This is a genomic window from Gordonibacter sp. An230, assembly GCF_002159915.1.
GTDB lineage: Bacteria > Actinomycetota > Coriobacteriia > Coriobacteriales > Eggerthellaceae > Rubneribacter.
The window spans coordinates 80,270-105,857 of the sequence record NZ_NFJP01000004.1 but is presented as its reverse complement, the minus strand read 5'-3'; the positions used below and the strand labels follow the sequence as shown (position 1 = coordinate 105,857).

Sequence of the window (25,588 nt, the reverse complement as noted above, 5' to 3'; positions counted from 1 at the left end):
GGAAACGCATTGCCCCCTCTGGGGCTACAATGGCCGAGACGAAAAGCAGGACCGGACGGGAAGGGGCGGCGTGGAGGAGAAGAAGCGGGTTTTCGTCTGCGACGATGATCGGGCCATCGCCGATTTGGTCGGTCAGCTTCTGGCCGAGGCGGGTTTGGACGTGCGTGCGTTCTACTGTGCTGCGGATTTGCTCGCCGCCTTCGATGTCGAGCCGGTCGATCTCGTGGTGCTCGACATCATGATGCCGGGTATGGACGGGTTCGCATGCTGTCGGGAGATACGTCGTGCAAGCAGCGTCCCCATCGTGTTCCTCACTGCGAAGGACGAGGAGGTTGACAAGGTGGTCGGCTTAGAGCTTGGCGCCGACGACTACGTGGTCAAGCCCTTCAAGCCTCGCGAGCTCGTGGCACGCGTGCGCGCCCGTCTTCGCCGCGTCGCATCCCCTGCTCGTTCCGTGTTGGAAGCGCGCGGGATCGCCCTCGACGAGGACGCTTACGCGGCGACGTTGCATGGCGAGGCGCTTCCCCTCACGCCCAAGGAGTTCGCGATCCTCGCGCGCCTCCTGCACGCACAGGGCCGCCCCGTCTCCTCGCGCGACCTCTTCGAGGGGGTGTGGGGAGAGGAGGCCAACGCCCAGTCCAACAACACGGTTATGGTGCACATCCGCCATCTGCGCAAGAAGCTTGCCGCCGTCGACTCGTCGCAGGAGTTCGTCGAGACGGTGTGGGGCGTGGGCTACAAGCTGGAGTAGGGAGAGGAGGAGGGTCGGAATGCCGACGAATCAGGCGCCTCAGCGCGCGCGGCTCGCCCGCGCCATCGTGGGGCGCACGATGGCGGGCATCGCGATCTTCACGGCGGCCTTCGCCGCCGTGTTCTTGTCGTTCGACGCGCTCGTGAAGCCCGAGCTTTCCAATTTCTTGTACTTCGAGGTGATGGGCGGCAACCGGGGCGCATCGTGGCGGATGTACGACGCGCTGACGACGCTTTACCTCCCCATGGTGGCGCTCCTGTACGCCGCGGGCGTCTTCCTCTTCGTCCGATCGGGCGTGAACCGTGCGCTGTCGTACTTCGACGCGCTCTACAGGGCGGCCGAGGGCATCCTCGCCAAGCGCGATGACGTCGCCCCGCTTCCCCCGGAGCTGTCCGAGACCGCTGCGGCGCTCGGCGCGATCAAAGAGGAGCGCGAGCGCGCCGAACGTGCCGCGAAGGCGGCAGAAGAGCGCAAAAACGAGCTCGTCGCCTACTTGGCCCACGACATCAAGACCCCGCTCACCTCCATCATCGGGTATCTGACGCTGCTCGAGGAATCGCCCGACCTGCCTGCGCCCGCGCGGGCGCGCTACACGGGCGTCACGCTTGAGAAAGCGTACAGGCTCGAGGAGTTGCTCGACGAGTTCTTCGAGATCACGCGCTACAACCTGCATGCCATTCCCATCGAGCGCTCGCGCTTCGACGGTGCGCTGTTCTGCGGCCAGGTGATCGACGAGTTCTTCCCGCTCGCCGAGGCGCGTGGGCTGCGTCTGGTCTACGAGGGGCCGCAGGAGCTGTGCGTGTTCGCCGACGCGGGCAAGGTGGCACGCGTGGTCGACAACGTTTTGAAGAACGCGGTGGCCTATGCCGATCCCGGCACCGACGTCGTGGTCCGCACTTCCCTCGCGAAAGGGGAGGGCGGCTACGTGTGGTGGGAGATCACCGTCACCGACCGCGGACGAGAGCTTTCCCCCCAGCACCTCGAGCGCATCTTCGAACGATTCTACCGCGCCGACGAGGCGCGCGGCGGGCAAGCGGGCGGCGCAGGGCTGGGATTGGCCATCGCGAGGGAGACGGCGCGTGCCCACGGGGGCGACATCTACGCCTCGAGCGACGCCGGCCTCACGTCGTTCACCGTCTGGATCCCCCAGGGCCCGAGCGTGGCGCGCGGGTAACGTCGCCGGGCTGCGTCGAAAGGGGCGTGGTATGCTGGAGGAAGCGACCGGACGCATCGCGAGGGAAAGGAGCGGCAGTGAAAGGCGTTTTGCCGTTCGGACAGCTTGAAGCCGAGCTGAGGCGCTTGGTTCGCAAGTACCATGCGCGCGACGCATACGTGTTCGGTTCGTATGCTCGCGGAGATGCCGAAGCCGATTCCGATCTCGACGTTCTCATCGAGGGAGGTTCCTCTTTTGCACCGACCGACATCTTCGCCATCGCGGAAGAGCTGCATCTTGCCTTCGGCAAGCGGGTGGACGTGTACGAGCTCGAGAAGCTCGACCGCGGAACGGCGTTCTACCGCGAGGTCATGAAAGATCGGGTGCTCGTCGCATGAAGCTGGACGATGAACGCCGCCTTGCGCTTATCGGGTCCTTGGGGCATGGCTTGATCGCGCACCTCCGAGACAATGCCATCGATCGAGATGCGATCATGACCGATCGCGTCGTCCAGTGGACCATCACCGCGCCTCTCTACAATATCGGCGAGCAGGTATGCTGCTTGCCGGACGCGTTCAAGGAAGCCCACCCCGACTTCCCCTGGTGCAAAATTGTCGGCATGCGGCATCGTCGCGTGCACGATTGCATCGACACCAACTGGTCGATCGTCGCGGATGCCGTGCTGTCGGACGTGCCGGACTTCATAAGGCGGCTCGAGAGCCTATGATCGAGCTCGTCGCCTACGAGCCTCCGCTCAACGATGCGCTCTTCGCGTTCCTCGAGCGCTGCCTCCCGGAATCGGGGCGCTCGTTCGACCTGGCGGGCCGCCACGCGTACCTCGAGCGCATAGAGGACGGATTCGACGCCTTTTGGTGCCTCGTCGAGGACGGCAGGGACGTGGTGGGCTGCGTGGGCCTGCGCGAGCTCGAACCAGGTGCGAGCGAGCTCAAAACGCTGTTCCTGTACGAGCGCCTACAGGGTCGGGGATGGGGCCGCCGCCTTGCCGAGCGCGCCATCGCCCGCGCCCGCCTTCGTGGCGACGCCGCCGTGTTCCTCGACACGACGTCTGCGAGTCGAGGTGCCATCGCGCTCTACCGTCGGCTGGGCTTTCGCGAGATCGACCGCTACAACGACAATCCGGCGGCCGACGTCTTCATGCGGCTCGACCTTCCTTGAGGCTCCCCAAGCTGCCGCTTTGTGCGAAAGCTGTGGGCGGCGCCGAGCGCGCTTGCCGGGTGCGCGGCTTGTCGGTACAATAGGCGGGCTGCGAAAACGCAGGCACTTCCCGCTTGGTCCGCATGCGTCCACCGCATGCCTCTCAGAGGGAAGCGCGCACGCAACGCGCCTCGCGCGCGACGATGCGGCGAAGGCCGCGAGAAAGGTGGAAGAACATGCCCAGCAAGCTCAGCATCACGAAGGAGCGCACGGCGGAGCTCATCAAGGAGTACGGCAAGGGCGAGGCCGATTCCGGCAGCCCGGAGGTGCAGGTGGCCATCCTCACCGAGCGCATCCGCAACCTCACCGAGCACCTCAAGGTGCACAAGAAGGACAACCATACCCGCCGAGGCCTCATGATGCTTCTCGGCAAACGCCGCGGCCTCTTGAAGTACATCAAGAACCGCGATATCGAGGAGTACCGCGCCCTCATCAAGAAGCTCGGCATCCGCGACACCATCTAGCAGCGTACGAGAGCCCGCCTTGGCGGGCTCTCGCATAGGCGCCCTGCGAGGGCGCGCGCGATGCGGTCGGAGGCGCATGGGCGCCTTCGCTCGCGACCGGCGGCACGGGGCCGCCGCGTCGAAGAAGCTTGGCCGCACTAGGGCGTCCAAGGCAGAAGAGAAAGAAAGAGCAGTATGGAAAAAATCGTCGAATCCTTCGAGCTGTACGGCAAGCACTACCGCCTTGAGACGGGCGAGCTTGCCAAGCAGGCCACCGGCGCCGTGCTCGTCACCCAAGGCGAGACGACCGTGCTCGTCACGGCTGTGATCTCGAAGGAGGAGAAGGACTACGACTTCTTCCCCCTCACGGTGGACTTCATCGAGAAGATGTACGCCGTGGGCCGCATTCCCGGCGGCTACCTGAAGCGCGAGGCGCGCCCTTCCGACAAGGGCACGCTGACGGCCCGCATGGTGGATCGCCCCATCCGCCCGGGTTTCGTCGAAGGCTTCAAGCGCGAGGTGCACATCGTATGCACGACGCTCGTCGTGGACAGCGTCAACCCGCCCGACACCATCTGCGTGGGCGGCGCGTCCGCGGCCCTCATGCTGGGGGCGGCGCCCTTCGACGGCCCGGCCGCCTGCGTGCGCATCGGCCGCGACGTCGAGACGGGCGAGTTCATCGTGAACCCGACGTTCGAGGAGTCCGAGCGCTCCGACCTCGAGCTCACCATCGCCGGCACGGCCGATTACATCTCCATGGTCGAGGCCGGCGCCGACGAGATCTCCGAGGAGGACATGCTGGCCGCCATGGCGTTCGGCCAGGAGGCCATCGCGGCGTTCTGCGAGGCGCAGCAGCGCTTCCTCGACCGTTGCGCCATCGAGCCGGTCGAGTGGCCGGTGCACGTGGCCGATCCTTCCATCGCCGAGCGCGTGGCCCCTCGTCTCGACGAGATGGGCGCAGCCCTGCGCGATGCCGACAAGCTCGCCCGCATGGCCAAGGTGGAGGAGCTCAAGGCCCGCATCAAGGAGGAGAGCTTCACCGACGAAGAGCGCGACGCTTGGAAGGCCGACATCGCCGCCGAGCTCAAGAAACTCGAGAAGAAGGCCATGCGCGCCATGGTCATCGAGACAGGCGAGCGCGCCGACGGTCGCGCGCCCGCCGAGATCCGTCCGCTCCACATCGTGCCGGGGTACCTGCCCCGCGTCCACGGCTCGGGATTGTTCCAGCGCGGTCAGACGCAGGTGATGAGCGTCTGCACGCTCGGCATGCTCAACGAGTGGCAGCGCCTCGACACCATCGATCCCGCCGAGGGCAAGCGCTACATGCACCAGTACAACTTCCCTCCGTACTGCACGGGCGAGACCGGCCGCATGGGCGCGCCGAAGCGCCGCGAGATCGGTCACGGGGCGCTCGCCGAGCGCGCGCTCCTGCCGGTGCTGCCGAACGAGGACGAGTTTCCCTACGCCATCCGCGTGGTGAGCGAGGTGCTCGAATCCAACGGCTCGTCGTCCATGGCCTCCACCTGCGGCTCGACGCTCGCCCTCATGGACGCGGGCGTGCCCATCAAGGCGCCCGTGTCAGGCATCGCCATGGGCCTCATCAAGGAGGGCGACGACGTGGTCATCCTCTCCGACATCCAGGGCATCGAGGACTTCCTCGGCGACATGGACTTCAAGGTGTGCGGCACGGAGAAGGGCATCACGGCCCTGCAGATGGACAACAAGGCCCGCGGCCTGTCCGTGGACATACTCGCACGCGCGCTCGCGCAGGCCAAGGAGGGGCGCGCCCACATCCTCTCTGCCATGCTCGACACCATCGCCGAGCCGCGCGCCGAGCTTTCTCGTTTCGCACCGCGCATCGAGACGATCCACATCCCCGTGGACAAGATCCGCGACGTCATCGGCAGCGGCGGCAAGGTGGTTCGCGGCATCCAAGACGAGACGGGCGCGCAGATCGACATCCAGGAGGACGGCACCATCCACATCGCGGCCGTGGAGGGCGAGGCCGGCGAGGCCGCCAAGGCCATGATCCTCGGCATCGTTAAGGAGCCCGAGGTGGGCGAGGAGTACGAGGGAGAGGTCGTTGGCATCAAGGACTTCGGCGCGTTCGTGAAGCTCACCGCCGCCAAGGACGGCCTGCTCCACATATCGCGCGTTGCCAACGGCCGCGTTGGCAAGGTGGAGGACGTGCTCAGCTTGGGCGACGTCGTGAAGGTGAAGGTGCTCGAGGTGGATCCGAGCACGGGCAAGATATCGCTCGACCGCCTCGACAAGCCGGACGCCCCCGAAGGCTCGGCGCCCTCCCGCGAGCGCTCCGACCGTCCGCAGCGCGAGGGCCGTCCTGATCGGGACAACCGTCCGGGCCGCAGCGGCCGCGAGGGCCGCGGTGCGGGTGGGCGCACGCCGCGCCGACGCCATGACGCGTAGCGTTTCCGGCGCATAGGCGCCGGAAGGTCGATTGAGCGGGGGCCGCATGCGGCCCCCGCTCCCCTGAGTCCATGAGCCTCCGGTTGTCATTCTGCGCGTAACGCGAAGCCGCGACGCGGTCGTTTCGGGAGCGGAAGCCGAGCGACGATGGCCGAAAGCGCCTCTGCGGGCACCGAGCGGGATGCTAAAGCACGAGCAACGTTGAGAAAAGGGAGATGGCGAACATTGCCAGTCCGGTGATGATCACGATCACCCCATTTCTCCGGGTCTTCTTTGCCTGTCCAGGCTCTTCGCGCAATTCCTTCTTCGTCGCTTTCAGCGGCATTGCCGTCATGAATATTCCAAGGCCGACGATGATCAAAGGGAAAGTGAGCTTGAAGACGTAGTACACGATCGTTTCCTTTCGGTCCGAATCTCAAAGCAGCGATCTACTTTTTCTGTCGCGGATAGCATAGCGGGATGAATCATAAACCCTTGTAAAATGATAACATTTTTCTCGCCGAGGTGCGGCCACGCCGTCGAGGAGGCGAACCGCCCGGCCGAAGACGCGCTTTCCTCCGGCGCGAGCGTGGTAGGATAACGAGCGGATGCAAAATGAAAGGCAGGAATCGCATGATCAGAGTAGCAGTGTCGGGGTGCGCGGGCCGCATGGGCGCCACCGTCGTGGAGGCGGTGGGCGCCGCGCCGGACATGGAGGTGGCCTGCGGCATCGACCCGCACGGGCAAAGCGGGGCGTTCCCCGTGTTCGCCAGCGTGGCCGAGGCGCTCGAGGGCGCGGAGTTCGACGTGCTCGTGGACTTCACGCAGCCCTCCGTCGTGGCGGGCAACCTGCGCGCGGCGCTGCCGGCGGGCGTCGACTGCGTGGTGGGCACCACCGGGCTCTCGAACGCCGTGCTCGAGGAGCTGGTTGCGCTCGCCCCTGCGGGCACGTGCCTGTTCTACGCGCCGAACTTCACCACGGGCGCCGTGCTCATGATGGAGTTCGCGAAGGCCGCGGCGCCCTACTTCCCGGAGGCCGAGGTCATGGAGTTCCACCATTGCAACAAGAAGGACGCCCCCTCGGGCACCGCGGTGCGCACGGCCGAGATCATCTCCGCGGCGCGCGGCGGGCGCGCGAGCGAGGCGCCGGGGCGCGAGACCGAGATCGAGGGCGCCGAGGGCGCCCGCGGCGCGCTCGTGGAGGGCGTGCCGGTGCACTCCATACGCTCCATGGGCTACGTGGCCAGCCAGGAGGTCGTGTTCGGCTCGCTCGGCCAGACGCTCTCCATCCGCCACGACTCGTGGGACCGCGAGTCCTACATGCCGGGCGTGCTGCTGGGCATCCGCAGCGTGGGCGAGCGGTCGGGCCTGATTGTAGGTTTGGAGAACTTCATGTTGTGAGCGCGGTACCAAGCCTGCGTTCGTGGCATAATAAACGTTTGTACGATAGGCAAGGTTTGGCCCGACGGATGCCATCCGTCCTCCGCCGTGCAATGAGATGAGGAGTCAGCATGTCGCAAGAGCCCCGTTTCGGCCGCATGATCCCGGCCATGGTCACTCCATTCGACGAGAACCTCGAGCTCGATGCAGACAAGGCGCAGGCGCTCGCCACGCGTCTTGTGGAGGGCGGCAGTGACTCGCTCATCATCAACGGCACGACGGGTGAGAGCCCGACCGTGTTCTATCCGCAGAAGATGGATTTGTTCCGCGCCGTGGTGGAGGCCGTGGGCGGTCGCGTGCCCGTCATCGCGAACGTGGGCGACAACTGCACGGCCGACACGGTGGACTTCGCACGCGAGGTGGCGGAGCTTGGCGTCGACGGCTTCATGTGCGTGGTGCCGTACTACAACAAGCCCCCGCAAGAGGGTATCTACCAGCACTTCCGCACCATCGCGAACGCGGTGGAGCTGCCCGTCATCCTGTACAACATCCCGGGCCGCTGCGTGGTGAACATGGAGGCCGAGACCACGCTGCGCTTGGCGCGCGAGTGCGCCAACGTCGTGGCCGTCAAGGAGGCGTCGGGCAAGCTGGACCAGGTGAAGGCCATTGTGGAGGGCGCGCCGGAAGGCTTCGCCGTGTACTCGGGCGACGACGCCGCCACGTTCGACATCATGCGCTTGGGCGGCGCCGGCGTCATCTCCACCATCGGCAATGTGGCCCCTGCGCGCATGAAGGAGATCGTGGATCTGTGCGCGGCGGGCGACTGGGAAGCGGCCGCGGCCGCGAACGAGGCGCTCATGCCGCTTATGAAGGGCCTGTTCGAAACGTCGAACCCCATCCTCGTGAAAGAGGCGCTCAAGCTCTTGGGCTTCCCGGTGGGAGGCGTGCGCCTTCCGCTCGTGGACGCGACCCCCGCGCAGTCCGAGCGCTTGGCCGCCATCATGAGGGAAGTCGGCGTGCTCGAAGTGTAGAAAGGACGCGTGGAAGGGGAGGCTCGTCCGCGCGCGAAGAATTGGAGCAGAGCGTCGCCAGGCGGCGTCCTGCGATAGCCGCGCGATGCGGGCGCGAGCTGTGGACGGAGGGCCCGTGGCTCGCCGATACGGACTGGGCTCTGTGCGGGTCCTCGTTTACGCGTGCCCTGCATCACGCCCGAAGGAAGGTTCGATATGGAAGAAAAGAAACCGCGCGGAGCGCGCGGCAATGGAGATGCGCGCCAGAATGGCCGTGCGACCCGCAAAGGCGACGCCCATGGCGGCGAAAGCGGCACCAAGAAGACGCGGTCGTACAAGCATGTGCAGCTTGAGCATGAGCGGCCCCAGCTCACAAAGGCGGGGTCGCAGGGGCAGGGAGGCCGCCGGCGCCAGGATGGCCAGCGGAGGCGCAGCTTCGCCTCGCCGAAGAAGGATCCGAACGCCACGCTCAAGATCATACCGCTCGGCGGCCTCGACGCCATCGGCAAGAACATGACGGTCTTCGAGTGCAAGGGCGACATGGTTCTCGATGATGCGGGTCTCATGTTCCCCGACGACAACCATCCGGGCGTCGACCTCATCCTGCCCGATTACACCCATGTGCTCGAGAACGCCGACAAGCTGCGCGGCATCATCATCACGCACGGCCACGAGGATCATACCGGCACGCTGCCGTACCTCATGAAGGACCTCGACCGAAGCGTGCCCATATACGGCACGAAGATGACGCTCGGGCTCATCGAGGGCAAGTTCGCCGAGCACAGGATCAAGAATGCCAAGCTCGTCGAGATAAAACCCGGCGACCAGGTCAAGCTCGGCTGCTTCACGGCCGAGTTCTTCGCCGTGAACCACTCCATCCCGGGCGCGGTGGGCGTGTTCCTCCAGAGTCCGGCCGGCAACGTTTTGCACACGGGCGACTTCAAGCTCGACCAGACGCCCATCGACGGTGTGACCACCGACTTCGGCGCGCTGTCGAAGTTCAGTCAGATCGGCGTGGACCTCATGATGAGCGACTCCACGAACGCTCAGAACCCCAACTTCACGCCGTCGGAGGCCGAGGTTGGCAAGGAGTTGGCGAAGATCATCGCACAGGCCAAGGGCCGCGTCATCATCGCTTCGTTCGCCAGCCACATCCACCGCATGCAGCAGATCTGCGACGCGGCGGTGGCCAACGGCCGCAAAGTGGTGGTCACGGGCCGCTCGATGATCCAGAACACCGACATCGCGCGACGTCTCGGCTATCTCGACGTCAGCGACGCCGACCTTATCGACGCCTACGACCTCAAGGGTATCCCGCCCGAGCAGGTCGTCATCATGTGCACGGGCAGTCAAGGCGAACCGCTCTCGGCGTTGGCGCGCATCGCCAATGGCGAGCATCGCACCATCGCCATGGAGGAGGGCGACACGGTCATCATATCGGCCACTCCCGTTCCTGGCAACGAGAAGGCTGTCACGCGCGTCATAAACGGGCTGGCCAAGATCGGTGCGGACGTCTACGACAAGAGCCGTGCGCGCGTGCACGTGTCCGGCCACGCCGGTGCCGAGGAGCTGAAGCTTGTGCTTTCCATCGTGCAGCCCAAGGCGTTCATGCCGGTGCACGGCGAAGCCACGCATCTGCGCGCTCATGCCAGGCTGGCCGAAGCCACGGGCGTGCCAAGCGACAACGTGTTCATCTGCGAGAACGGAGAGTCTCTTGAGCTGTCGTCGCGCGGCGTGCGGCGCGGCGAGACGGTGCAGTCCGGCATCGTGTTCGTGGACGGGCTGTCGGTTGGCGATACGTCTCAGGATGTGCTCGACGAGCGCAGCGCCCTTGCGGCGCAGGGCTTCGCGGCCGTCGCGGCCGCGGTGTCGGGGAAGAGGAAGGGGCTTTCTGGAGCGGTGCAGGTCGAGATGCACGGCATCACCGGAGGCGACGACGATTTCCTCGTTCGCGAGGCTCAAGCTGCGGTGAAGAACGCCCTTCTTCGCCAGCTCGACAAAGGCGGAGGCGCCAAGGAGCTCAAGAAGGCCGGCAAAGACGCGCTTTTGTCGCTTCTATGGGAGCGCACGAAGACGCGTCCCATGGTCGTTGTCAATTTGCTTGAGGTTTAGGCTATAATGGCTGCATGCGCCCTCGTGCGCATGCAGCGCTCTATTCGCCGAAACCATTCGGAATCGCACAGCAAACGCAGCACGAAGGAGGGCAGGGCGTGGCCCGACAGCCAGCATCCGCACACACATCGAAGGCGAGGCGGTCCGCTTCGAAGCCGAAGGCGCGTTCCGGCTCCCCTTCTCGGATCGGGGAGCGCGGGGCGAAGGCCTCGCGAGCTCGGTCATCCGAGAAGGCTCGGTTTTTCGATGAGCGCACGCGTCGAGACGTAACCGGCGTTGCCGTTTCGGTGCTCGCCGTGGCGCTGTTCGCAGTGGCGGTGCTGCCCTCCGATGCCATCGTGACCTCGTTTCTGTCCAAGACCCTGCACCTCTCGCTCGGCCTAGGAGCTTACGTTCTGCCCTTTCTCCTGCTTGCGATAGGGGTGAGCTTCCTCGCCCGTTTCGAACGCGAGCGCGTGCCGGCACGCGTCGCCGTGGGCCTCGTCATGATCTTCATCGCGGCGCTTTCGCTGCTTTCGCTCTTTACGCCCGCTTCCGCTCCTGACGCCACCGACAACCTGTTCTTGCCTGGCGAGCTCGTCGCGCGCGGCGGCTACGTAGGCGCAGGCATAGCCTGGGTTGGGCTGTCCTTGCTCGGCCAGGCGGTGTCGTGCATCGTCCTCGTCGGCGTCGCAGCGGCGGGGCTCGCAGTGATCGGAGTGTCGATATCGAAGCTCGTCGAGCGCGTGCAGGAAGCCCGCGCTGCGCGATCCGAGTCCGAGAAGGACGCCTCCGTTCTCGCCGCGCCTCCATTCTCGAGGATCAAGCGCTCCTCGGCGGCCAAGGTTCCCGTCGTGCCCACCATGGGGGAGGCCTTCGAGGCGGCCGCGACGAACGTGCTTCCGCTCAAAGGTCGCTCTTCAAACGGGGAGGGGGCTATCGCCAAGGGGCGCGCGTCTCGCGCGAAGCGCCCCTCGCAGCCGATCGACGGGCAGGCTTCGGACAAGGCCCCGCAGACGCTCACTCGCAAGCTGGGGCGGGCACGCGACGAGGGTTCCGACGAGGCCTCCTCCGTCGCCAAGCCCCGGTCGACCACGCCGCTTGCCGCGCCCCGTCCCGCCGATGGGTTTGAACTGCCGTCCATGGATCTGCTCGCCACATCGAAGAACCCCAAAAAGGATCTCGCCTGCGATGCCGAGCTCAAGGAAACTGCGGGGTGCCTGCAGGAGACGCTCGAGAGCTTCGGCATCATGGCCGAGGTGGTGGGCTGGGTGGCCGGACCCACGGTGACGCTGTTCAAGGTGGATCTTCCCGCCGGCGTGCGCGTGAGCCGCATCACGGCGCTCGAGGCGGACATCGCGCTTGCGCTGGCCGCGCCTGGCGTGCGCATCTTCGCGCCCATCCCCGGTACGAATTACGTCGGCATCGAGGTGCCGAACCGCACGCGGCAGAGCGTGCTTCTGGGGGACGTCATCAAAGACGCTCCGGCCGGACCGCTCATGATCGCCGTTGGCAAGGACGTTGAGGGGCGCTCGATCATATCCGACCTTGCGAAGATGCCGCACCTGCTCATCGGCGGCACCACCGGCTCGGGCAAGTCGGTGTCCATCAACGCCATGATCATGTCCATCCTCATGCGCGCCACGCCCGCCGAGGTGCGCTTCATCATGATCGACCCCAAGCGCGTGGAGTTCACGCCCTACAACGGCATCCCCCACCTCTACGTACCCGTGGTCACCGAGCCCAAGGAGGCCGCGAGCGCGCTGTCATGGGGAGTGGCCGAGATGGAGCGGCGCCTGAAGGTGTTCTCCAAGGTGGGCGCGCGCAACATCGGGCAGTACAACGCCAAAGTGCAAGCTGAGCAGGCAGCCGCCAAGAAGGCCGAGGAGGCGGGCGGGGAGCCCGTCGTCTCAGAGCTGGGAGCCGAGCTGCCCTACATCGTCATCATCATCGACGAGCTCGCGGACCTCATGATGAACGTGGGCAAGGAGGTGGAGTTCTCCATCAGCCGCATCGCGCAGCTGGCGCGCGCGGCGGGCATCCACCTCATCGTGGCCACGCAGCGTCCCTCCACCAACGTGGTCACGGGCCTCATCAAGGCGAATATCACGAACCGCATCGCCTTTAACGTGGCTTCCGGTATCGATTCGCGCGTCGTGCTTGACACGCCGGGTGCCGAGAACCTCATCGGTTTGGGGGATCTGCTGTTCAGCAAACCCGAGTATGCCAAGCCCCAGCGCATCCAAGGCTGCTACGTGTCCGAAGACGAGATCAACGCCGTGGTGACAATGCTGAAAGAGCAGGGTGAGCCGGAGTACCATTCCGAGATCCTCTCCACGAACCTCATCACGCTCGGCGCGTCGCAGCCGGACGGCAGCGGAGGGTCGTGCGCGAGCGACGACCCGCTTGTCTGGGAGGCTGCGGACATCGTGGTGTCGAGCGGACTCGGATCCACATCTAACATCCAGCGCCGGCTCAAGGTGGGCTATTCGCGCGCAGGACGTATAATGGATTTGTTGGAAGAAAAGGGCGTCGTGGGGCCGCCGAACGGCAGTAAGCCCCGCGAGGTGCTCGTGGACGCCATGGAGCTTGAGACGCTGAAGGCCTTCGAGGCGAACGACGAGGCGGGCCCGAGGGAATGACGAGGTGGCGCGGATGACATTTGGAACGATCCTGCGGGAAGCCCGCGAGCGAAAGGGGTACGATCTGGCCCAAGCGGCCCGTCGCCTGCGCATCAGACCCGACATTCTGCGCGCTATCGAGGAGGGCGACTTCGCTCGCATGCCCCCTCGGGGATACACGCGCAACATGGTGAACGCCTACGCGCGGCTCGTGGGGCTCAATCCCAGCGAGATGACGCGCCAGTACATCGACGAGGCTTACGCTTACCAAGTGGGCTGCGCGCGCACCGACCAGCCCTTGCGTCGCGAAGGAGGGGGGCGTTCGAGGCGAACGCGCTCTGGGGCGGCGCAGTCCGAGGAGGAGCGTCCTCCGCGACAGAACGCCTTCGGGCGCACCCTGTACGACGACCGGCGCGACTACGCGCGTGGCGACGGAGCCCGTGCGGCGGGTGCGGGCGGGCGTCGGCTCGAGGGCCGCACGCATCCGAGTCGGCATGCGGCTTTGCCCAACACCCAGTACACCAACTTCTATGCGGGGCCCAAGGCGCCCAATGCCGTTCAGTCGAAGCTTCCGTTCGTCATAGCCGGCGGCGCGGTCCTCGTCTTGCTCGTGGTCGTGCTGGCGTTCGTGTTCGGCGGACAGAAAGCCGAGGAGGACGGGCCGAAGGTTCATGTCTCGGGCCTCTCCGATCCGACGACCGAGGAGTCGCAAAACGATGCGGAGGACGCCCAAGGGCGGCCGGAGGAAGATGCTGCCCAGACGAAGCCCGAGGAGGTCGCGCCCACGAGCGCGAAGGTGGAGGTTTCGGTGGCATCGGGCGAAGAGGCCTGGCTCGATGTGTACGAGGGGGATGTCATCACGTTCGGCGACAGCGTCGCCGGTCCGGAAACGCTCGACTATGAGGTGACCGATGTGCCCCTTCGGGTGGTCACTTCGAATCCCGACGCGGTGAGCGTCACCGTTAACGGGGAGGGGGTGGAGCCTGCGGCTGATGAGTCCACGGGGGTCTACACCTACGAGGTGGACTTCGCGGCCGTTCTGGAGAAGTGGAAGGCCGACCATCCGGACGCGGCGGACGAGGGAGCAGGCGAGGACGAAGGGGTCTGAGGACGCCTGCGCCCTTTCTTCCGGAGCCCGCCGCCGTGGACGAGCTTTGAAATCGTTAGCTGCGGGCCGGAAATGCGCTATCCTGTTCCGATACGGAATCACGCGCGCTCCGAGCGGGGCGACGCTCGTTGGGAAGGAGCAGCCATGGCGAAGGAATCCAGCTTCGATGTCGTGTCGACCGTTGACATGCAGGAGGTCGACAACGCGTTTCAGCAGGCGAGGAAGGAGCTTGCGCAGCGTTACGACCTGAAAGACTCCGGCGCGGAGATCTCGCTCGACAAGGCGGGCAGATCCATGACGGTGTCCGCCCCGTCCGAGTTCGTGGCAAGGCAGGTCGTCGATGTCGTGGGCTCGAAGCTTGTGCGTCGAGGCATCGATCTTTCGGCTGTCAAGTGGGGCGAGGTCCAGCCTGCCGCCGGGCAGAGCGTGCGCCAGACGGCGAGCATCGTCGAAGGCATCGAGAAGGATGTGGCCGGGCGCATCAACAAGGATATCAAGGGCACGAAGCTGAAGGTGAAAGTGCAGATCGAAGGTGACAAGCTGCGCGTGAGCTCCTCGTCTCGCGACACGTTGCAGGAGGTCATCGCCTTTCTGAAGGGTCGCGACTACGGCCAGCCGTTGCAGTACGTCAACTATCGATAGGCCCTGGTCGCATGGGTGCGAACTTCGAGGGCGCGCGCCGACCTTCCGTTGCCTTCGTCACGCTCGGATGCGCGAAGAACGAGGCCGACACGGCGCGCATGCGCTCACGTCTCGCCGAGGCCGGGTTCGCTCTGGCCGACGACCCCGGGCTCGCCGATGCCGTGGTGGTGAACACATGCTCGTTCATCCAAAGCGCAACCGAGGAGAGCATAGAGGCCGTCTTCGATGCTGCCGGGCTGCCCAACGTCGAGGCGGGTGCGCCGCTCGTGGTGGCGGGCTGCATGCCGGCACGCTACGGCGACGATCTGGCTGACGAGCTCGTCGAAGCGCGCGCGTTTCTGCCGTGCTCCCGAGAGGACGACATCGCGGTCGTCATGGCCGACGCCCTCGGCGTCTCGCTTCCGCTTCCGGACGTCCGCGAGGGCCGTGAGCCGTTGGGTGGCGCGGCGGAGGGGCGAGAGGGCGGAGCGCGGGCTGCCCTTCCGTACGCCTACGTGAAGATATCGGATGGCTGCGACCGTTTCTGCTCGTACTGCACTATTCCCTTCATCCGCGGGCGCTACCGAAGCTTTACGTTGGAGCAGGTGCGTTCGGAGGTTTCGTCGCATGTGGAGGCGGGGGTGCGCGAGATCGTGCTCATCGCGCAGGACACAGGCAGATGGGGCGAGGACTTCGAAGAGCCTTCGAGCTTGGCCGAGCTCGTCTCGACGCTTGCCGAGGAGTTTCCGGACACGTGGCTGCGCGTCATGTACCTGCAGCCAGAGGGCGTCACCGAAGCCTATCTCGATGTCGTGGCGGAGCATGCGAACGTGTGCCCTTACTTCGACATCCCCTTGCAACATGTGGATGCGGGGATCTTGCGCGCGATGAACCGCACGGGTTCGCGTGCTGAGTTCGAAAGGCTTGTCGAGCGCATCCTCTCGCGCGTGCCGGACGCGACGCTGCGCACGACCCTCATCGTGGGCTTTCCCGGCGAGACCGAGGAGCTTTTCGAAGAGCTGTGCGATTTCGTGGAGGAAGGGCTGTTCGACTACGTGGGCGTGTTCCCCTACTCGCGCGAGGAGGGCACCCGTGCCGCGCGTTTGGACGGGCAGGTCGACGAGGACGAGAAGGCGGAGCGGGCGCAGCGCCTGCGCGACGTTGCGGACGCTGCGAGCGCGCCTCGCATCGCAGCGCGCATCGGCAGGGAGATGGATGTGATCGTGGAGGGCGCGGAAGAGGACGGGCAGATCTACGGACGCGCGATGTGCCAGGCGCCCGAGGTCGACGGAGTCACCTACCTCCCCTCCGGCGAGCCGGGCGAGGTGGTGCGCGTGCGCATCGGCGACACGCTGCTCTACGAGATGGAAGGGGAGTGAGCCCCGTGTCGCCGAGAGGGTCGCGTTGTGTGGGGCCCACGCCTGCCGGAGGCTTGTGGACGCCGGCCAACATCGTCACGCTCGTGCGCATCTGCCTCGTGCCGGTGTTCGTGGTGGCCCTCATCAGCCCGTGGCCCCAGTGGCTGGGGCTGCCGCAGGTGGCCGACGATGCGAAGGAGCTTGTCGCAGCAGGTATTTTCATCCTCATATCCTGCACCGATTGGCTGGACGGCTACCTGGCGCGCAGTCGAGGCGAAGTGACCGACTTCGGCAAATTCATGGATCCCCTCGCCGACAAGATACTCGTCGCCGCAGCGCTTTTGGCGCTTGTCGAGCTGGGGTCGATGCCGAGCTGGGTGGTGCTCGTCATCTTGGCGCGTGAGTTCATCGTTTCGGGCGTGCGCATGACGGCGGCGAGCGAGGGCGCGGTGATCGCGGCTAGCTGGTACGGCAAGGCCAAGACCGTGTTCCAGATGGTGGCCATCGTTTTGTTCACCGTGAAGGACAGTCATATGGCCGGGAGCGTCCATGCGGCGTTCTCGGACGGTCTATGGCTTTTGAGCTGGGGCGTGATGGTCATCGCGCTTGTCCTGACGGTCGTGTCGATGCTCGACTACATCGCGAAGGCGCGGCGGCTCATCGGACTCGCGCGTGCCGACGGGGCCCCTGACGCCGACGCCGCGGAAGTCTCGCTCGACGCGCTCGCGTCGCGGGTGCTCGATGCCGCACGAGCCTCCGGGCGCACGGTGGGTACGGCCGAGAGCCTCACGGGAGGCCTCGTGGCGGCGACGCTCACCGATGTTCCGGGCAGCTCCGAGGCGGTGAGGGGCGGTATCGTGAGCTATGCGGCAGCGGTCAAACGCGATGTGCTCGGCGTGGATGCGGACGACATCGAGCGATTCGGCGTGGTGAGCGAGCAGACAGCGGTTGCGATGGCCGAGGGCGCGCGCCGCGAGCTCGGCTGCGACGTTGCGGTGGCCGTGACGGGGATCGCCGGACCGGGCGGAGCCGAACCCGGCAAGCCCGTGGGCACGGTGTGGCTCGGCGTGGCCGACGACGCAGGTTGCCGAGCGCGCCTCCTTTCGTTCGAAGGCGGACGACGCGAGGTTCGCGAGCAGACGGTTCGCGCTGCGCTCAAGGCGCTGCTCGAATCGCTCGAGGAGGGTTCGACGCGCCTATGACCGCGCGCATCGCGCGAGGGGCCCGTATGTTCGGGGCGTCCGGAGGGGCGTTGGAACGATGCTGGAACCGTGTTGGAGATACGTCGAGGGCGCGGCGCGCGGGTATCGTCCTCGCGAAGGAGCGGCACCTGGTCGAAGCGGGTTTCCGCTGGACACACGCCATGCGGGCGTCGAATGACGGCGCTATGCTGAGATGCGCAAGCTTGTTTCGCGAATCTGCTTGACTAACAAACATACGTTCGTATAATGGAGAAGACGAAAGCAAGGTCGTCGGCATGCGAACGGCCGGGGAAGAGAAGGAAGCGCATGAACGAAGAGAAATCGAAGATGCTCAAGCTGACCACCGATCAGATCGAGACGAAATTCGGCAAAGGCTCCATCATGAAGTTTGGCGAGGGCGGGCAAGATCTCAACATAGGCGTCATCCCCACTGGTTCTTTGCCGCTCGACGCCGCCCTCGGCATCGGTGGCGTGCCGCGCGGGCGCATTGTTGAGGTGTACGGGCCGGAGTCGAGCGGCAAGACGACGCTCGCCTTGCAGATACTTGCCGAGGCGCAGGCCATGGGGGGCATCGTTGCCTTCATCGACGCCGAGCACGCGCTCGACCCCGTGTACGCCGCGCGTTTGGGGGTGGATATCGACGAAGTGCTCATCTCGCAGCCCGACACCGGAGAACAGGCGCTCGAGATATGCGATATGCTCGTACGCTCGGGGGCCATCGACGCGGTTGTCGTCGACTCGGTGGCCGCGCTTGTGCCGCGTGCCGAGATCGAAGGCGAGATCGGCGACACGACGGTGGGCCTGCAGGCGCGCCTCATGTCGCAAGCGCTGCGCAAGCTGGCAGGGTCGCTTTCGAAGTCGAACACCACGTGCATCTTCATCAACCAGCTGCGCGAGAAGATCGGCGTGATGTTCGGCAACCCGGAGACCACGACGGGCGGTCGTGCGCTCAAGTTCTTCTCGAGCGTGCGCATCGACATCCGCCGGATTGACTCCATCAAGAAAGACGGTGAGATCGTGGGCAACCGCGTTCGCGCCAAAGTGGTGAAGAACAAAGTGGCCCCTCCGTTCCGACAAGCCGAGTTCGACCTCATGTATGGCGAGGGCATCTCGCGCGAAGGGTGCATCGTCGACATGGCTGTGGAGGCGGGCGTCGCCAAGAAGTCGGGGGCGTGGTACACCTATGGCGAGGAGCGCCTCGGTCAAGGTCGCGAGGCCGCCAAGCAGACGCTCAGGGAGAATCCTGATCTGCGGGAGGAGCTTGAGGCGAAGGTGCGGGAGGCGTTCGACATCCCCATTGTCGCGCGCGCAGCGGAGGAGGCCGACTCGTTCTCGCCGGTGGCCAAACCTGCGAAGAAGAAGTAGCATGTCCGAGGCTCCTGAAGATCTCCGTGCGCGGCTGCGTTCGCAGATCGCTGCCATAGAGGGCAGCGGTTCCTCTTTCCGCAGTCGCGCGACCGGTTCGTCGTCAGTGCGCGCGTTGTCTTCGAGAGGACGCGATGCGGATTTTGAAACGTCCTTGCCGGGACGTCGCGGAGATTCGGAGCCTTTCCTCGACCATCCGGAAGCGCATGGCGCGGAGCTCGTCGCACGTTCGGAAGGTTGCTGGGAAGGCGCCGCGGGCTCGGGTGGGGCGAAAAGGTCCCGGGGCACGGGAGGCCGCGAGGCCGCTTTTCGCAAGATCGAGCGCTTGGCCGCCTCGCGGGAGCAGGCAAGCACCGCGCTACGTCGTCGCCTCGTGCGGGAGGGTTTCGATCCCGACGACGTCGAAGAGGCGGTTGGAAGGGCGCTCGCCTGCGGACTTGTGGACGATGCGCGCTACGCCGACGTGCTCGTGCGCAGCCGCTTGGCGCAAGGGCGCGGTCGGCAGGGGATCGCGTCCGAGCTTTCCGACCTCGACATCGATCCGGAGGGCGTGGGAGCGCTCGCGGATGCCGACGAGGAGGGGTCGGGGGAGCTTGAGCGGGCGCTCGCGCTGCTCGAGCGTCGTCCCCCTCGCGCGAAGAACCAACGGGATGCAGCGTATCGCCGTCTTGTGCAGAAGGGGTTCGGGGCGGACATCGCCGCATCGGCGGCTCGCCTTTGGACCGAGTCCAAGGATGCCTGAGCGCGTGCGCATGATTCCGAAACGGCTTGCGGCAAAGGAGGGCGCCTCCTCCTTGAAAGAGGCCCGGAAGAAAGGACTCGGAACGTCTGCGGGCGTTGGAGCTGGTGCGATCCTCGCGATTCCCGAGGGGCTTGCGATCGGCCCTGGTGATTCTGACCGCGCGATCTTCGAGGCCCCGTGCATGCCGGGGCGCTCGAACGATTTTGGGGAGGGGGCGCTGGTCGCTTGCGAGAGTGGCCTGGCGCTTCGCCGCGGTTCCTCCGATCTGCGGCGAAGCCCTGTCGATGGTCGCGGGTCTCGGGCGCCGAGGAGGGCGGGGTCGCAGGAGCCGGCTGCCCATAGGGCCGATAGCCCCTTTCCGTCCGAGAGTTTTGAAGATATTTCCGGCAACGGGGCTTTTACAAATCAACTGCAACCCTTATCATATGTTACAGCTTGAGTGATGCGTACCCGGTAAGGGTACTTTTTATAGAAAAGTTCATACGATGCCACCCGTATCGCGTGCGTTCGCTCATGCCCGGTTTCGCCGGGATTTTTTATGATTGCAAACTATGACAACCGTACTATCAGACAATGTGAACGAAAGGGGGAGCGCATGCTCGAGATCACTGAGATCGTTTGGCTGCTCGTCGGAGCCGTCGTCGGCATCGCCCTCGGCTTCGTCGTCACCCGGTTTCTGGCAAACACGTCCACCAAACGTGCGGCGCAAGAAGCCGAATCCCTGGTGTCCGACGCGAAGCGGCAGGCCGAGACGCTGCGCCGTGAGGCCGTCATCGAGGCGAAAGACGAGGCTTTGCGCCTCAAGCAGGAGGCTCAGGCTGAGAACAAAGAGCGTTTGCGCGAGGTGCGCGCAGCTGAAAGCCGCCTGTCCCAGAGGGAGGAGCTGCTCGACCGCCGCGTGGAGTCGCTCGATGCGCGCGAGCATCAGATATCATCCCAGCAAGGCCAGCTCGACCGCCGCGAGCGTGATCTGAGCGCTGCCGAGCAGGAGGTCAGTCGCCGCCTCGAGCGCGTTGCCGGGATGTCGCCGGATGAGGCGAAGGCGGAGCTTCTCGACACGCTCAAGGACGAGGTCGCCCATGAATCCGCGGCTATCATCCGCGATGCCGAGGCCCGCACAAAGGCCGAAGCCGACAAGAAGGCCCGTTCGATCTTGAGCCTGGCCATTCAGCGCGTGGCTGCCGATCACTCGGCGGAGACGACCGTGTCCACCATACACATCCCTTCGGATGACCTCAAAGGCCGCATCATCGGCCGCGAAGGGCGCAACATCCGGTCGTTCGAACAGCTTACCGGCACGAACCTCATCATCGATGACACGCCCGAATGCGTGACCATATCGTGCTTTGATCCGGTGCGCCGGGAGATAGGGCGCGTGACCATGGAGAACCTCGTCGCCGACGGGCGCATCCATCCTGCGCGCATCGAGGAGATGTTCGCCAAGGCCGAGGCGTTCGTGAACCAGCGCGTCCAGGAGGCTGGCGAGCAGGCCGCTTTCGACACGGGCATTCACGACCTGCATCCCGAGCTCGTGCGCACGCTCGGGCGGCTGCGCTACCGCACCTCTTATGGACAAAACGTGCTCAACCACTCGCTCGAGGTGGCCTACCTTACGGGCGTCATGGCTTCCGAGTTGGGGCTTGATCCGGTTCCGGCCAAACGGGCGGGGCTTCTGCACGATTTGGGCAAAGCCGTGGACCATGAAGTCGAGGGCAGCCATGCTGTCATCGGGGCCGACCTTGCGCGGCGTTTCGGCGAGAGGCAGGAGATCGTTCACGCCATCGAGGCGCACCATAACGATGTGGAGCCGTCGAGCGTGCTCGCCGTGCTCGTTCAAGCAGCCGATGCCGTGAGCGCGGCGCGTCCTGGCGCCCGCAAGGAGACGCTCGACGCGTACGTGAAGCGCCTCGAGAAACTTGAGGAGATAGCGAGCTCTTACAAGGGCGTCGAGCGCACCTATGCCATTCAGGCAGGGCGCGAAGTGCGCGTTATGGTCGAGCCGGAGACGGTGGACGAGGCCGCCACGACGGTGCTTGCGCACGACATCGCGCAGCGAATCGAGGACGAGATGCAATACCCCGGCCAGGTGAAGGTCGTGGTCATCCGCGAGAGTCGAGCGATCGGCATCGCGAAATAGGAAGCGTCCGGCATGGTCGACGAAGCGCTCGAGAGCTTCATAGAAAACGTGTGTGGCGACGGCCATCTTCGTGTCGAGGCTGACCTCGGAGATGGCTTCGTTCGCTTGAGGAGCGCAGAGGCCGAGCGTCGCCAGGCCGCTCATGATATCCGGGCGACAGAGGACATCGTCATCGAGATGCTGAGGAACGCCCGCGACGCTCATGCCGCGAGCATATTCATGGCCGCAACGCGCGAAGATCGCCGCCGCCGTCTCGTCATGCTCGACGATGGGGACGGGATACCGTCCGCCATGCACGAGCGCGTGTTCGAACCCCGCGTCACCTCCAAGCTCGACACCATGCACATGGACAAGTGGGGCGTGCACGGGCGAGGCATGGCGCTCTACTCCATCGCCGTCAACGCTGTGTCGGCGCGCATCGCCGCGTCGGACGTGGGAAAGGGCTCGTCGTTTGTCGTGGAGACGGATCTCGGAAGGCTCGGCGAGAAGACCGACCAATCCACCTTTCCCACGTTCGAACGCACCGAGTCGGGCAGCATCGCTGTGCGCGGTCCGAAGAACATCCTGCGGACCGCTTGCGAGTTCGCGCTCGAGCATCGCCGCACCTGCACGGTCTACGTGGGTTCGGCCACCGACGTGGCGGCGACGCTCTACGCTTTCGGCCTCTCATCGCTCACTTCTGCTTCACGTGCGTTCTGCACGGACTCCGCGAAACTCCCCGTGTGCAAGCGGCTTGCGACGGCGGCGGATCCGGCTTCCCTCGCCGAAGAGGCTGCACGGCTCGGCTTGGTCATCTCCGAACGTTCAGCGCGGCGCGTCATGGACGGCGAGATCGAGCCGCTCGAACCGCTTGTCAACCGAGTGCGTATCGCGGGGGAGGGGACGCCTGGAGGGAGCCGCACGGAAAGACCGCCGAAACGCTCCAAGCGGAACGGCGACGCGCGGGGGCTGCGCGTCGACCAAGCCGATCTCGAGCGGTTCACCGCCGATGTGACGAACGCCTTCGCCTCGTTGGCGCGCGACTATTATCTCGTGCCCGATGTGCGGCCCGAGGTGCGCGTGGGCAAGGAAGGGGTCCGCGTCTTCATCCCCGTTGAGAAGCTGCTCTAACGTTCGGGCGTATGCGCAGGTTGCGAACCATGCGTGGAATGGGTAGAATGACACAGGCGCCAAATTGCGCCGTGAACGCACGACGGCATATTACATAAGACAAACGCACGTGTAACGGACCATACGAAAAAGGATATGCATGTCCATGATCGGTAGCAAGCCGGATGTCGGCTGTTTGAAGGTTTCGTCGAAGTCGTCGCCCGCATCTGTGGCGGGTGCCATCGCCGGCATGGTGAAGGACGGTGTGTGCGTTGAGATCCAGGCTGTTGGCGCGGGTGCGGTGAACCAAGCGGTGAAGGCCATTGCCATCTCGCGCGGATTCCTGTCGCCGGTCGGCATAGAGATCGTCTGCGTTCCCTCGTTCGCCGATATCGTGATCGACGGAGAGTACCGTACGGCTATCCGCTTCGCCGTCGAGCCGCGTTACTCGCATGTCGCCGCATCCGGCGACGATGCGTTCGATGCCCGCCCCGTTTCCCGCTGACACGCCCATGCAGACTCCATTCACGAACCTCACGTTCTGCATCCGCACGTTCGGATGCCAGATGAACAAGCACGACTCAGAGCGCATCGCAGGCATGCTCGAGGGCCTTGGCGCGCTGCCCGTCGAAGCGATCGAGGACGCCGATATCGTGGCGTTCATGACCTGCTGCGTGCGCGAAGCGGCCGATACGCGCCTGTACGGCCAGGTCGCATCGCTTAAAAACGTGCCGCTTCGCACGGGCACGCCGCTATCGAAACGCATCGTCGCCGTTGGGGGGTGCATCGGGCAGCGGGACGGCGAGAAGCTCGTCGAAGAGCTGCCCCATCTCGACGTGGTGTTCGGCACGCACAACCTCGGATCGTTGCCGCGCTTGCTCGAGGCCGCCATCGATGAGGGGGGGCACCAGGTCGAGGTGCTCGACGCCGCCTCGTCGTTTCCAACCGAGTTGCCCACGGCGCGTGAGCACGATTGGGCGGCTTGGCTGCCCATCACCATCGGATGCAACAACTTTTGCTCCTACTGCATCGTGCCCTACGTTCGCGGACGGGAGAAGTCGAGGCCGCTCGAGGACATCGTGGCTGAAGCGGAGCGCTATGTAGATGCGGGCGTGAAGGAGATCACGCTGCTAGGCCAGAATGTGAACTCCTATGGACGCGACCTTTACGGATCGCCGCGGTTCGACGAAGTGCTCGATGCGCTCGACGCCACGGGCGTTGCGAGGCTTCGATTCGCCACAAGCCACCCGAAGGATCTCACCGACGGGGTGATCGAGCGGTTCTCCTCTCTTCGCTCCCTCATGCCGGCGTTGCACCTGCCCGTGCAGTCGGGCTCCGATGCGGTGCTGGCGGCCATGAACCGCCGCTACACCCGGGCTCACTACCTCGAGCTCGTGAGGAAGCTGCGCGAGGCGTGTCCTGATATCGCCTTGTCCACCGACGTCATCGTGGGATTCCCAGGAGAGACGGACAAAGATTTCGAGGACACGTTTCGACTTGTGGACGAGGTCGGCTACCATCAGGTGTTCACGTTCATCTACTCGAAGCGCGAGGGAACTCCGGCGGCGAAGATGGAGGACGCGGTACCGCATGAGGTCGTGCAAGGACGTTTCGACCGTCTTGTGAACCTCGTTCAATCGCGTGCGTTCGAGGCGAACCAGGCCGATCTGGGCGCTATTGTGAATGTGCTCGTCGAAGGCGCGTCGAAGCGCGACGAAGGGTTGCTCGCAGGAAAGAGCCCTAAGAATCAGACCGTCCATGCCCCCGTGCCCCCGGGGACGACGGCGAGGGCGCTCGCCGGCTCCATCGTGTCTGTGCGCATCGACGAGGCGAAGACATGGTACCTGTCAGGAGAGGTCGTGAATGGTCGCTGATCCCGCTGCGATGATGCTGCGGGCTCCCGTGGTGTGTGTGGTCGGTCCGACGGCGTCGGGCAAGACCGACCTTGCTCAGGCCATCGCGCTCGCATTGGGCGGTGAGGTGGTGAGTGCCGACTCGATGCAGGTGTATCGGGGCATGGACATCGGCACGGGTAAAATCCCATTTTCTGATAGGCTCGTGCCCCATCATGGCCTCGACCTCGTCGATCCTGGGCAACCGTTTTCGGCTGCGCTGTTCCAGCGCTATGCGCGAAAGTGTTTTCAGAACATCGATGCGCGTGGGAGGCGCGTCGTGTTGGCCGGGGGCACGGGGTTCTACGTTCGCGCCGCCATCGATGGCTATGAGTTTCCTGCAGGTGAGCAGGTGGGCAATGCCGTTCGCGAGCGATGCGCGCGCATAGTCGAACGGGAAGGGTCCGCAGCGCTTTGGCGAATGCTCTCAGATCGCGACCCGGCGAGCGCGGCCCTCATTCCCGCGGGCGACGTGAAGCGCGTCGCCCGCGCGCTCGAGCTTTTGGAGGCGGGGGGCTCCTATGCGGAGCAACGGGCGCGGCTTGCAACGATCCCTCAGGTCGTCCCTGCCTTGTTCGTTGGTTTGGCGGTGGATCCCTCCTTGCTGAAGGATCGCATCGATGCACGGGTGGATGCCATGATGGCGGCAGGACTCGTCGACGAGGTCGCCGGATTGCTCGCAAGGGGGTTTCGCGAGGGCGTCACCGCCCCTCAGGCAATTGGATACAAGGAGATTGCGTCTGCGCTTGACGGGAAGGTGTCGTTTTCCCAGGCGGTCGAGCAGATCAAGACGGCCACACGTCGCTACGCCAAGCGTCAGCGCACGTGGTTTCGCAAAGATGCCCGCATCCGCTGGATCAACGCGAACGACGGCGATTCGGACGCCCTTCTCGAGCGGGCCCTCGAAGCGCTTAGAGGAGATGCCGTCCGTTAACAGAGCGCCCTCTGCGAAGCGGCGCCAATGCGCCCGCGCGATGTCGATATGCTATGATGTGCGAGCGCTT

At 65.3% G+C, this 25,588-nt stretch carries 23 protein-coding genes; 22 read left to right on the top strand and 1 reads right to left on the bottom strand.

Annotated features, from left to right (window positions below):
• Positions 1-70 precede the first annotated feature (70 nt).
• The 7 genes from B5F40_RS03440 (at position 71) to pnp (ending at position 5,989) form a co-directional block, all read left to right on the top strand.
• A complete protein-coding gene (locus tag B5F40_RS03440) occupies positions 71-751 on the top strand; it encodes a response regulator transcription factor (RefSeq protein ID WP_087192981.1) in 681 nt (226 codons plus the stop codon).
• Between the two features lie 19 nt (positions 752-770).
• Entirely contained in the window at positions 771-1,925 is a 1,155-nt protein-coding gene (locus B5F40_RS03435; RefSeq protein WP_087192980.1) for a sensor histidine kinase, read from the top strand.
• 77 nt (positions 1,926-2,002) lie between these two features.
• Positions 2,003-2,302 (top strand): nucleotidyltransferase family protein, encoded by a 300-nt coding sequence (locus B5F40_RS03430; RefSeq protein WP_087192979.1) that lies wholly within the window; start codon positions 2,003-2,005, stop codon positions 2,300-2,302.
• Positions 2,299-2,631, top strand: coding sequence for a HepT-like ribonuclease domain-containing protein (locus B5F40_RS15815; RefSeq protein WP_140396397.1), 333 nt, complete (start codon positions 2,299-2,301; stop codon positions 2,629-2,631). The genes B5F40_RS03430 and B5F40_RS15815 overlap by 4 nt, the downstream gene beginning before the upstream one ends.
• Positions 2,628-3,080, top strand: a complete 453-nt coding sequence (locus tag B5F40_RS03425) for a GNAT family N-acetyltransferase (RefSeq protein ID WP_140396396.1) — start codon at positions 2,628-2,630, stop codon at positions 3,078-3,080. Before B5F40_RS15815 ends, B5F40_RS03425 begins: the two co-directional genes overlap by 4 nt.
• Positions 3,081-3,295: 215 nt before the next feature.
• Complete coding sequence (rpsO, locus tag B5F40_RS03420) at positions 3,296-3,583, top strand: 30S ribosomal protein S15 (RefSeq protein ID WP_087192977.1); 288 nt, start codon at positions 3,296-3,298, stop codon at positions 3,581-3,583.
• A gap of 174 nt (positions 3,584-3,757) precedes the next feature.
• Positions 3,758-5,989, top strand: a complete 2,232-nt coding sequence (gene pnp / locus B5F40_RS03415; RefSeq protein ID WP_087192976.1) for a polyribonucleotide nucleotidyltransferase — start codon at positions 3,758-3,760, stop codon at positions 5,987-5,989.
• A gap of 184 nt (positions 5,990-6,173) precedes the next feature.
• Here pnp and B5F40_RS03410 read toward each other — a convergent pair whose 3' ends face one another.
• The gene (locus B5F40_RS03410) at positions 6,174-6,380 is read right to left on the bottom strand and encodes a hypothetical protein (RefSeq protein ID WP_087192975.1); all 207 of its coding nucleotides are present in this window, start codon (positions 6,378-6,380) and stop codon (positions 6,174-6,176) included.
• Between the two features lie 221 nt (positions 6,381-6,601).
• Here B5F40_RS03410 and dapB point away from each other — a divergent pair, with 221 nt between their 5' ends.
• The 15 genes from dapB (at position 6,602) to miaA (ending at position 25,518) form a co-directional block, all read left to right on the top strand.
• A complete protein-coding gene (dapB, locus tag B5F40_RS03405; protein WP_087192974.1) occupies positions 6,602-7,369 on the top strand; it encodes a 4-hydroxy-tetrahydrodipicolinate reductase in 768 nt (255 codons plus the stop codon).
• Positions 7,370-7,479: 110 nt separating this feature from the next.
• The gene (dapA, locus tag B5F40_RS03400) at positions 7,480-8,379 is read left to right on the top strand and encodes a 4-hydroxy-tetrahydrodipicolinate synthase (RefSeq protein WP_087192973.1); all 900 of its coding nucleotides are present in this window, start codon (positions 7,480-7,482) and stop codon (positions 8,377-8,379) included.
• Between the two features lie 195 nt (positions 8,380-8,574).
• The gene (locus tag B5F40_RS03395) at positions 8,575-10,470 is read left to right on the top strand and encodes a ribonuclease J (protein ID WP_087192972.1); all 1,896 of its coding nucleotides are present in this window, start codon (positions 8,575-8,577) and stop codon (positions 10,468-10,470) included.
• Positions 10,471-10,568: 98 nt separating this feature from the next.
• Positions 10,569-13,091, top strand: a complete 2,523-nt coding sequence (locus B5F40_RS03390; RefSeq protein WP_087192971.1) for an FtsK/SpoIIIE family DNA translocase — start codon at positions 10,569-10,571, stop codon at positions 13,089-13,091.
• Positions 13,092-13,104: 13 nt separating this feature from the next.
• Complete coding sequence (locus B5F40_RS03385; protein WP_087192970.1) at positions 13,105-14,178, top strand: helix-turn-helix domain-containing protein; 1,074 nt, start codon at positions 13,105-13,107, stop codon at positions 14,176-14,178.
• A 144-nt stretch (positions 14,179-14,322) separates the two neighbouring features.
• Positions 14,323-14,820, top strand: coding sequence for a YajQ family cyclic di-GMP-binding protein (locus tag B5F40_RS03380; RefSeq protein ID WP_087192969.1), 498 nt, complete (start codon positions 14,323-14,325; stop codon positions 14,818-14,820).
• Between the two features lie 11 nt (positions 14,821-14,831).
• Positions 14,832-16,178 carry a 30S ribosomal protein S12 methylthiotransferase RimO gene (gene rimO, locus B5F40_RS03375; RefSeq protein WP_087192968.1) on the top strand — a complete coding sequence of 449 codons (1,347 nt, stop codon included), beginning with the start codon at positions 14,832-14,834 and terminating at the stop codon, positions 16,176-16,178.
• 29 nt (positions 16,179-16,207) lie between these two features.
• Positions 16,208-17,359, top strand: coding sequence for a CDP-diacylglycerol--glycerol-3-phosphate 3-phosphatidyltransferase (gene pgsA, locus B5F40_RS03370; RefSeq protein WP_239442890.1), 1,152 nt, complete (start codon positions 16,208-16,210; stop codon positions 17,357-17,359).
• Between the two features lie 306 nt (positions 17,360-17,665).
• Positions 17,666-18,724: a recombinase RecA gene (gene recA, locus B5F40_RS03365; RefSeq protein WP_087192966.1), complete on the top strand. Its 1,059-nt coding sequence runs from the start codon at positions 17,666-17,668 to the stop codon at positions 18,722-18,724.
• 325 nt (positions 18,725-19,049) lie between these two features.
• Positions 19,050-19,466 (top strand): regulatory protein RecX, encoded by a 417-nt coding sequence (locus B5F40_RS16565; protein WP_239442889.1) that lies wholly within the window; start codon positions 19,050-19,052, stop codon positions 19,464-19,466.
• A gap of 604 nt (positions 19,467-20,070) precedes the next feature.
• The gene (gene rny, locus B5F40_RS03355) at positions 20,071-21,603 is read left to right on the top strand and encodes a ribonuclease Y (protein ID WP_087193048.1); all 1,533 of its coding nucleotides are present in this window, start codon (positions 20,071-20,073) and stop codon (positions 21,601-21,603) included.
• A gap of 12 nt (positions 21,604-21,615) precedes the next feature.
• Positions 21,616-22,713 (top strand): ATP-binding protein, encoded by a 1,098-nt coding sequence (locus tag B5F40_RS03350; protein WP_087192964.1) that lies wholly within the window; start codon positions 21,616-21,618, stop codon positions 22,711-22,713.
• 139 nt (positions 22,714-22,852) lie between these two features.
• A complete protein-coding gene (locus B5F40_RS03345; RefSeq protein ID WP_087192963.1) occupies positions 22,853-23,197 on the top strand; it encodes a stage V sporulation protein S in 345 nt (114 codons plus the stop codon).
• Positions 23,198-23,204: 7 nt separating this feature from the next.
• Positions 23,205-24,566, top strand: coding sequence for a tRNA (N6-isopentenyl adenosine(37)-C2)-methylthiotransferase MiaB (gene miaB, locus B5F40_RS03340; RefSeq protein WP_087193047.1), 1,362 nt, complete (start codon positions 23,205-23,207; stop codon positions 24,564-24,566).
• A complete protein-coding gene (miaA, locus tag B5F40_RS03335; RefSeq protein WP_087192962.1) occupies positions 24,556-25,518 on the top strand; it encodes a tRNA (adenosine(37)-N6)-dimethylallyltransferase MiaA in 963 nt (320 codons plus the stop codon). The genes miaB and miaA overlap by 11 nt, the downstream gene beginning before the upstream one ends.
• Positions 25,519-25,588: the final 70 nt, after the last annotated feature.

Coding starts and splice junctions, on each gene's coding strand:
- B5F40_RS03435 (WP_087192980.1), top strand. CDS start 771: ATGCCGACGAATCAGGCGCCTCAGCGCGCGCGGCTCGCCCGCGCCATC.
- B5F40_RS15815 (WP_140396397.1), top strand. CDS start 2,299: ATGAAGCTGGACGATGAACGCCGCCTTGCGCTTATCGGGTCCTTGGGG.
- B5F40_RS03425 (WP_140396396.1), top strand. CDS start 2,628: ATGATCGAGCTCGTCGCCTACGAGCCTCCGCTCAACGATGCGCTCTTC.
- rpsO (WP_087192977.1), top strand. CDS start 3,296: ATGCCCAGCAAGCTCAGCATCACGAAGGAGCGCACGGCGGAGCTCATC.
- pnp (WP_087192976.1), top strand. CDS start 3,758: ATGGAAAAAATCGTCGAATCCTTCGAGCTGTACGGCAAGCACTACCGC.
- dapB (WP_087192974.1), top strand. CDS start 6,602: ATGATCAGAGTAGCAGTGTCGGGGTGCGCGGGCCGCATGGGCGCCACC.
- dapA (WP_087192973.1), top strand. CDS start 7,480: ATGTCGCAAGAGCCCCGTTTCGGCCGCATGATCCCGGCCATGGTCACT.
- B5F40_RS03395 (WP_087192972.1), top strand. CDS start 8,575: ATGGAAGAAAAGAAACCGCGCGGAGCGCGCGGCAATGGAGATGCGCGC.
- B5F40_RS03385 (WP_087192970.1), top strand. CDS start 13,105: ATGACATTTGGAACGATCCTGCGGGAAGCCCGCGAGCGAAAGGGGTAC.
- B5F40_RS03380 (WP_087192969.1), top strand. CDS start 14,323: ATGGCGAAGGAATCCAGCTTCGATGTCGTGTCGACCGTTGACATGCAG.
- rimO (WP_087192968.1), top strand. CDS start 14,832: ATGGGTGCGAACTTCGAGGGCGCGCGCCGACCTTCCGTTGCCTTCGTC.
- recA (WP_087192966.1), top strand. CDS start 17,666: ATGAACGAAGAGAAATCGAAGATGCTCAAGCTGACCACCGATCAGATC.
- B5F40_RS03350 (WP_087192964.1), top strand. CDS start 21,616: ATGGTCGACGAAGCGCTCGAGAGCTTCATAGAAAACGTGTGTGGCGAC.
- B5F40_RS03345 (WP_087192963.1), top strand. CDS start 22,853: ATGTCCATGATCGGTAGCAAGCCGGATGTCGGCTGTTTGAAGGTTTCG.
- miaB (WP_087193047.1), top strand. CDS start 23,205: ATGCAGACTCCATTCACGAACCTCACGTTCTGCATCCGCACGTTCGGA.
- miaA (WP_087192962.1), top strand. CDS start 24,556: ATGGTCGCTGATCCCGCTGCGATGATGCTGCGGGCTCCCGTGGTGTGT.